Genomic DNA, 4,141 nt, shown 5'->3' on the forward strand with positions numbered 1-4,141 from the left:
CCTCCAGACCCCCCGCTACTGGACCCACCAGGCCCGCACCACCGTCCACTACCACCACGCCATCACCACCCTCCACCAGCACGGCACCACCACCTACCTCGAGATCGGACCCGACACCACCCTCACCACCCTCACCACCGAAACCCTCGAACAACTCGAACACGACAGGGCGCAGGAGCCACAGGCGGGGCGAGGCGCCTCCCGGACGCCGGTCGTCGTTCCCGTGCTGCGGCGCGACCGTCCCGGAACGGTCACCTTCGCGACCGCGCTGGCCACCCTGCACGCCCACGGTCACCCGGTCGGCTGGAACCCCGCCGGCCCGGCCACGGCACAGGAGCCGGACCCGGCCACGGACACCGTGCCCTCGACGGACCCGGTGACATCGACGAACGCCGGGGCGCCCGCACCGGACCCCGCGCCCGCAGCACCCGCGCCGCCGGTGGCCCTGCCCACCTACCCCTTCCAACGCCAGCGGTACTGGCTGGAGCGCGGGCCCGTCGCAGGCGGCGAGCGGGCGGACGCCACCGCGGGCGATCCGGCCGCCGCCGATTTCTGGGCCGCCGTGGAGCAGGAGGACCTCGCCGGGCTGACCACCGAGCTGGACATCTCCGAACCTGAGCGGACCACGGCCCTGCGGACCGTCCTGCCCGGGCTGGCCAGCTGGCGCCGCGCCAACCTCGAGCGTGCCGCGACCCACCGGTGGCGCTACCAGGTGGAGTGGAAGGCGCTGGCGGTCCCCGCCCCGGCCGGGGCGGCCCGTGCGCGGCGAACGGTCGACGGGGAGCCGGGAATCTGGTTCGTCGTGACGCCCGAGGGCGTGACCGGATCGGACGATGTCGTCTCCGCCCTCGCGGACCACCGCACGCGGGTGCGGGTGATCGAGGTGGGAACCGCGGAGTCCGATCGCGCCGGCCTGACCGCCCGCCTGCGCTCCGCCCTGGCGGACGAGGGGGGACAGTCCGCCGCCGGAACAGCGGCGACCCCGGCCGGCGTGGTCTCGCTGCTGGCGTGGCGGGACGCGCCGTGTCCCGACGCGCCCACCGTCGGCATCGGCCTGCTCGCCACCGTCGCACTCACACAGGCGCTCGGCGACCTCGAGGTGTCCGCGCCGCTGTGGCTGCTGACCCGCGGCGGTGTGGCGACGGACGCCACCGAACAGCCGCGGCTCTCCCAGGCAGAGGTCTGGGGACTGGGGCGGGTCGTGGGTCTGGAGCATCCGGACCGCTGGGGCGGCCTGATCGACCTGCCCGAGGACGGGTTCGACGCGGCGAGCGCACGCGGGCTGGCCGCCGTGCTGGCCGGCCTGGCGGAGGACCAGGTGGCCCTGCGGCCGCGTGGCCTGCTGGCCCGCCGGGTGGCACGGGTACCGAACCGGCGCGCAGCGGCGGGTCGGGCCTGGAACCCCCGGGGGACGGTTCTGGTCACCGGCGGCACGGGCGGGCTCGGCGGGCAGGTCGCCCGCTGGCTGGCGGGCGCCGGCGCGGAGCACATCGTGCTGGCGAGCCGACGAGGTCCACTCGCTCCGGGAGCCACCCGACTGGCGGACGAACTTCGTGGGCCGGGGGTGCGGGTGACGGTCGCCGCCTGCGACACCGCCGACCGGGCGGCCCTCAAGGCTTTGCTGGACTCGCTCGCGGCCGAGGACCTCACCGCCGTGGTGCACGCCGCCGGGGTGGTCACCGAGGTACCCGTGGCCCGTCTGGACGCGGACGATCTCGCGGAGGTGATCGCGGGCAAGGCCGCCGGGGCGGTACACCTGGACGACCTGCTCGGCGACACCGCGCTGGACGCCTTCGTGGTGTTCTCCTCGATCGCCGGGGTGTGGGGAAGCGGAGCCCAGGCGGGCTACGCCGCCGCGAACGCCACCCTCGACGCGCTGGTGGAGCGCCGGCGTTCCCGCGGTGTCGCCGGCACCGCGATCGCCTGGGGCCCGTGGGGCGGCGCCGGCATGGCGGAAGTGGGGGACATCGAGGCGCGGCTGCGCCGGCGCGGGCTGCGGGCCATGGATCCCGGGCTCGCGCTGGCGGCGCTGCGGCAGGCGGTCGCGGAGGAGGCCGGCCCCCTCGTCGTAGCCGACGTGGACTGGGAGCGGTTCGCGCCCGTGTTCACCGCGGCCCGGCCCCGGCCGCTGATCGCCGACCTGCCCGAGGTGCGCGCGCTGAACGCCGCAGCGGGCGCACCCGCGGCCGGCGGCGGGTCGGGCGCCTCCCCCGCCGGCAGGGCGACCGGCAGCGGGGCGATCACCGACCCGGACGCGGACGGATCCGGTTCGGAGCTGACCCGCCGGCTCGCCGCGCTCACCGCCGAGGAGCGGCGACGGGTACTCGTGGAGGCGGTGCTCGGCGCCGCGGTGGCGACGCTCGGCCACTCCTCCCCGGGCGCGATCGACCGGACCCGGCCGTTCAAGGAGCTGGGCTTCGACTCGCTCACCGCCGTGGAGCTGCGCAACCGGATCAACGCCGCGACCGGCCTGCGCCTGCCGGCCAGCGTCGTCTTCGACTATCCGACGGTCGACGCGCTGGCCGACCTGGTACTCACCGAACTCGCCGGCGCGCTGGGCGACGACATCGCGGTGGCCTCGGCCACGGCCGGGCGGGACGTGCGCGACGGTGCCGGCGACGACGACCCCGTCGTGATCGTGGCGGTGGCGGGGCGCTGGCCCGGCGGCGCCGACTCACCGGAGAAGCTGTGGCGGCTCGTGCTCGACGGCGTCGACGCCGTCGGCGCGTTCCCGGTGAACCGGGGATGGGATCTCGACGGACTGTTCCACCCGGACCCGAAGCACCCCGGCACCTCCTACGTGCGGGAGGGCGGCTTCCTGCACGACGCGGACCTGTTCGACGCCGAGTTCTTCGGAATCAGTCCCCGCGAGGCCACCGCCATGGACCCGCAGCAGCGGCTGCTGCTGGAGACCGCCTGGGAGGTCGTCGAACGGGCCGGGATCGAACCGACGTCCCTGCGGGGCTCGCGGACCGGTGTCTTCGTCGGCGCGTCCCAGCAGGAGTACGGCCCACGGCTGCACGAGGCGGTCCGCGGCGGGGTCGAGGGCTACCTGCTCACCGGCGCGACGAACAGCGTGGCGTCCGGGCGCATCTCCTATGTGCTGGGGCTGGAGGGGCCGTCGGTCTCCATCGACACCGCCTGCTCGTCGTCACTGGTCGCCACGCACCTCGCCGCGCAGGCGCTGCGCGGCGGCGAGGTCGACCTGGCCCTGGTCGGCGGGGTGAACGTGCTCGCCGGACCCGGCGCGTTCACCGAGTTCAGCCGGAAGAAGGGCCTGGCCCCGGACGGGCGGTGCAAGCCGTTCGCGGCCGCCGCCGACGGCACCGCCTGGTCGGAGGGCGTCGGCATGCTGCTGCTGGAGCGGCTTTCGGACGCGCGGGCGAACGGCCATCGGGTGCTGGCTGTGATCCGCGGCAGCGCGGTGAACGCGGACGGGGCCAGCAACGGCCTGACGGCGCCGAACGGGCCGTCGCAGCAGCGGGTGATCCGCGCCGCGCTCAGCGCCGCCCGCCTCACCCCGGACGACGTCGACGCCATCGAGGCCCACGGCACGGGCACCAAACTCGGCGACCCCATCGAGGCCCAGGCCCTGCTCGCCACCTACGGCCAGCACCGCGACCCCGGCCGGCCGCTGCTCATCGGCTCGATCAAGTCGAACCTCGGGCATCCCGCCGCGGTCTCCGGCATCACCGGGATCATCAAGATGATCCATGCCCTGGACGAGGGCCTGCTCCCGGGAACCCTGCACGTGGACGCGCCGACCCCGCACGTGGACTGGGACTCCGGCGCCGTCCGGGTCCTCACCGAGACCACCCCCTGGCCGGCGGTCGACCGGCCCCGCCGTGCCGGCGTCTCCTCCTTCGGCGTGAGCGGGACCAACGTCCACCTGATCCTCGAGCAGGCACCCGGCGACGGTGACAGCGGCGGTGACGGCCGGCGCGACGACGGCCGCGACGACAACCGCGACGGTGTGCCGTTGGCGTGGGTGCTGTCCGCGCGCACCACCGATGCCCTGCGCGCTCAGGCCGACCGGCTCGCCACCCACCTCGACGCGCAGACCCCCCCACCGGCGCAGCACGACCCCCTGCCCGCCCGGCTCGCCCACGCCCACAGCACCACCCGCACCCACTTCCACCAG

The 4,141-nt window shown here is 75.7% G+C and carries 1 protein-coding gene; it reads left to right on the forward strand.

From position 1 onward, the window contains the following. On the forward strand, positions 1-4,141 hold a 4,141-nt coding region (locus tag FMEAI12_RS02545), incomplete at both ends, for an SDR family NAD(P)-dependent oxidoreductase (RefSeq protein WP_146776611.1).

Source organism: Parafrankia sp. Ea1.12 (genome assembly GCF_900465275.1).
Lineage (GTDB): Bacteria > Actinomycetota > Actinomycetes > Frankiales > Frankiaceae > Parafrankia > Parafrankia soli.